The organism is Mycobacterium angelicum (genome assembly GCF_002086155.1).
In the GTDB taxonomy this organism is placed as follows: domain Bacteria; phylum Actinomycetota; class Actinomycetes; order Mycobacteriales; family Mycobacteriaceae; genus Mycobacterium; species Mycobacterium angelicum.
In genome coordinates this window covers 1-4,202 of sequence record NZ_MVHE01000141.1, presented here as the reverse complement: position 1 = coordinate 4,202, position 4,202 = coordinate 1, and the positions used below count along the sequence as shown (strand labels likewise).

The window sequence follows — 4,202 nt, the reverse complement described above, 5'->3', positions numbered from 1 at the left end:
ACATGCCGCCGGCCCCGCCAGCGCCGCCGGCGCCGCCATTTCCGAGCGTGGAACCAGTTCCGCCGGCACCACCGGTGCCGCCCGCGCTGAACATGCCGCCCACCCCGCCAGCACCACCGACTCCACCGGTCCCGCCTGATCCGCCGGCCCCGCCGACCCCGCCGTCGGAGAACATACCGCCGGCGCCGCCGGCGCCCCCGGAACCGCCGGTGGCACCGAGCGCGAATGCGAAGCCGCCACGCCCGCCGGTCCCCGCGGCACCGAAGAGCATGCCGGCGTTGCCACCGGCACCGCCGGCCCCACCGTTCCCGCCAGTGAGGTTCGCTGAGTGTCCGCCCGCGCCACCGGCGCCGCCGGTGCCGATCAGCATGGCGGCGCCGCCGGCGCCGCCGGCCCCCCCGGTGCCGGCGGCGCCAGTGGCAGTCCCGCCGGATCCACCGGCCCCCCCGTTGCCGATCAACCCGGCGGCCCCGCCCTTGCCGCCGGCTCCGCCGCTGGCCCCACTGGCACCGGATCCGCCGGACCCGCCGTTGCCGATCAGCCAGCCGGCGGCCGTCCCGTTTTGGCCGGTGCCGGGCTTGCCGTTGGTGCCGTTACCAATCAGCGGTCGTCCGGTCTGGGTGACGAAGAACGAATTGATCGCGTTGAGCAACGGATCGGCGACGGACGCGGCGCCGGAGGCCTCGGCTGCGGCATACGACCCCGCGCCGAAGTTCAGGGCCTGCACAAACTGGCTTTGGAAGGTCGCCGCTTGTGCGCTCAACGCCTGATAGGCCTGGCCGTGCGCCCCGAACAGCGCAGCGATGGCGACCGAGACCTCGTCCTGGGCGGCGGCCAGCACTGCCGTCGTTTGGGTCGATGCGGCCGCGCTAGCCGCGTTGAGTGTTGAGCCGATACCGGCCAAATCTGTTGCTGCTGAACCCAATACGTCAGGAACCGCGATGAGGAACGCCATTTTGATACCTCCCAGTGCGACATGACTTAGATGTCATACCGACCCGGAGATCGCCCGACCTCTGACCAAACGGATCGGCGAACTAGCAGCTTATCGCGGGATGTGCAACTTATGCGGCGGTTTTCCTAGAATTGATTTCTGGATTTTTTCGGTCGTCGTCTTGGTCGTCCCGTACCTCGGTGCGTGGCACCTCCCGGAGGAACAGTGCCAGGACGAACCCGAGCAGGGCCACGAGTGCCGCGCAGAAGAACACCGGGGTGAGCGCATCGCGGTAAGTCCGTGCCGTGTCGGCCGCCACCTTGAGTGGCAGGCGGTGCAGCGTTGCCGAATCGGCTTGTTGGCCAAGGAAATTCGCGAACAGCGCGCCCAGTATCGCGGTGCCGAAAGAGCTGCCGATGGTGCGGAAGAAGGTCACGCTGGCGGTGGCGACGCCGAGGTCGGCGAAACTCGTGGTGTTCTGCACGATGAGGATCAGCAACTGAATCGACATGCCGATCCCGGCGCCCAGAATCACCAGATAAAGCGACTGCGCCAACGCCGAGGTCGACTCGTCCATCTGTGACAACAGCAAATACCCCGCCGCCGTCAGGGCGTAACCCAGCACCGGGAAGATCTTGTACCGCCCGGTGCGGCCGACCAGTACGCCGCTGCCTATCGAGGTGATCAGCATGCCGATGACCATCGGCAAGGTATACAAGCCCGACTTGGTTGCCGAATCGTGGTCGACGTACCGCAGGTAGGCCGGCACCACGGTGACCGCGCCCAGTGTCGAGAACCCGATCCCGAAAGCAAGCGCGCAGCACAGTGAGAACGCCGAGTCATGGAATAGGTGAGGCGGCAGTATGGGCGCGGCGACGCGGCTTTCCACCCATCCGAAGACGCCCAGCACCGCAGTGGAACCCACGAAAAGCCCGATGATCACCGGTGATTCCCAGGCGTAGGTAGTGCCGCCCCAAATCGTGGCCATGGTCAGGCCGGTCGCGCCCACGATGACCAATGCCATCCCGAGGTAGTCGATGACCGGGGCCGGGTTTCGGGTCGACTTCGGGATGGCCGCCATCGCCACCGCCAGAATCACGATCGTTACCGGCACGTTGATCCAGAAGGCCCACCGCCAATTCAGATGGTCGCTGAGGAAGCCGCCCACCAATGGACCGGTCACCGTCGCGATCCCGAATATGGCGCCCAAGATGCCCTGGTAGCGGCCGCGGTATCGAGGCGGCGCGATCTCGCCGGCCAACGCGCTTGCGGTGACGCCCATCGCGCCGCCGCTAACGCCTTGCAGCGCACGGGAAATCACCAGCATGATCATCGATTGCGAGAGACCGGACAATAGCGAGGCAACGATGAAGAGCGTCAGCGCACCCACGAAAATCCGCTTGCGGCCCAACAGATCACCGAGCTTGCCCGCGATGGGGATGACGGCGGTCGCGCTCAGCAGATAGGCGGTGACGATCCAGGATTGATGGCGTGCGCCACCGAGGTCGGCGACAATGGTGGGCAGCACGGCGGCGGCCTTGGTCACTGCGAGCGCAGCGATCAGCATCCCGGACGCAATCGCCACGAAAATGACATTGCGTCTTCGTGAGCTCATCGTCATGCCCGTCATGACCACACTCCCGTTAGGTCTGAAAACTCATTGCTGCGAGGGCTTTCGGTCGGACGGCAGATTGCGGCGGCTGATGTCGACCACCGCCGCCGCCGCCTGTTGGGCCGCGGCCGAATCACCGGCCGCGATGGCATCCACCAAGGCGTCGTGCCACTGCTCATGGTCGGCCTGAGCTTCGTCGTCGATCTCGCACGTAGTGAGAAACTCGCCGAATGCCGCGGTGACTTGTTCGTAGATCTCGGCCAGGAAGTCGTTGCCCCCCGCGCGCACTGCAGCGAGGTGAAAAGCGCTGTCCGCGAACGTATGTGCGGCGCGATCTCCGGATTTGCGGGCCTTGCGTAGGTCGGCCAGCAGCGCGCGGATGCGCTTGAGGTCTGCGGTGGTTCGCCGTTGGGCGGCTTGGCCGATCGCGTGCTGTTCGAGCAGTGCCCGCAACTCGAGGACCTCCTCCGGCTTGGTCTTGGCCACCCGGTGCTGCAGCACGGCGCCCAGCTCGGTGGCGATCCGCACATAGGTTCCATCGCCGGCGCGCGCCTCGAGCACGCCCAAATGTGTCAACGAGCGAAGCGCCTCGCGCACGGTGTTTCGGGCAACTCCCAATGCCTCGGCCAACTCGAGTTCGCTGGGCAACTTGGTGCCCACCGGCCACTGCTTGGATTCGATCCGCTCCCGAATCTGCGCCGCGGCCTGTGCGGCCAGCGTTGTGCGGGTCCCGGGGACCAGCTGCGAGACCAAACCTGCCATGTAAACCTCCGAATATCGGACATTCATGGGAAGTATGGGTGCCAGGTGGCAGGTCAGGCAACTGTCCGCGGCTAGGTGGTCGCACTGACAGCACTGACACCGTTGACACCCCCCGCGCCCAGCAGCCGTCCGCCGGCGCCACCGGTCCCCACCCCGCCCATGTTGGTGGCCGTCCCGCCGTTGCCCCCGTTGCCGCCGTTGCCGATCAGCCAGGCGGCCCCGCCGTTGCCGCCGGCGCCGCCGCTTCCGCCGGCGGCATTGGCCGCCCCGCCGCCGCCACCGTTGCCGCCGTTGCCGATCAACCCGGCACTGCCGCCGGTCCCGCCGGGCCCGCCGGACCCCACTTTGCTGAAGCCGCCCCAGCCGCCCGTTCCGCCGGCACCGCCGTTTCCGAACAGCGGCCCCGCGTTGCCCCCGGCACCGCCCGCGCCGCCATTCAGCCCGGCGACGCCGCCGTCGCCGCCGCCACCGCCCGAGCCGGCAATCAATCCGCCGGTGCCGCCGGTGCCGCCCGTACCGCCGCTGACGTGGCCGACGCCGCCGTCGCCACCCTGACCGCCCGTGCCGAACAGGCCGCTGCCCCCGCCCGCTCCGCCGGCTCCGCCGTTGGCCGGTTGGCCGTTGCCGCCGTCTCCGCCGGCACCGCCGGAGCCGTACAGAAAACCGCTCTGACCCCCGTTGCCGCCCGCCCCGCCGTTGGTGCCGCCGGTGCCGCCATCCCCGGCAGTGCCGCCGTTGCCGAACACCCCAGCGGCGCCACCGGCCCCGCCGACGCCGCCGTCGCGGGTCAGGCCGGAACCACCGACGCCGCCAAACCCGCCGTCGCCGAAAAAGCCCGCGGCTCCGCCGGTGCCGCCGATGCCACCGTCCTGGCCGCCGTTGCCGCCGTCGCCG

Annotated in this window: 3 protein-coding genes and 1 pseudogene; all 4 read right to left on the bottom strand. The window is 68.8% G+C overall.

Annotated elements, in window-relative coordinates:
• Positions 1-955, bottom strand: a 955-nt coding sequence (locus BST12_RS28425; protein WP_139802019.1) for a PE family protein, incomplete at its 3' end; no start/stop codon positions are given.
• Positions 956-1,109: 154 nt separating this feature from the next.
• A pseudogene (locus tag BST12_RS28420) lies at positions 1,110-2,564 on the bottom strand (MDR family MFS transporter); the annotation flags it as partial.
• Between the two features lie 27 nt (positions 2,565-2,591).
• Complete coding sequence (locus tag BST12_RS28415; protein WP_083116494.1) at positions 2,592-3,308, bottom strand: FadR/GntR family transcriptional regulator; 717 nt, start codon at positions 3,306-3,308, stop codon at positions 2,592-2,594.
• Positions 3,309-3,379: 71 nt separating this feature from the next.
• Positions 3,380-4,202, bottom strand: an 823-nt coding sequence (locus tag BST12_RS34435; RefSeq protein ID WP_281254847.1) for a hypothetical protein, incomplete at its 5' end; no start/stop codon positions are given.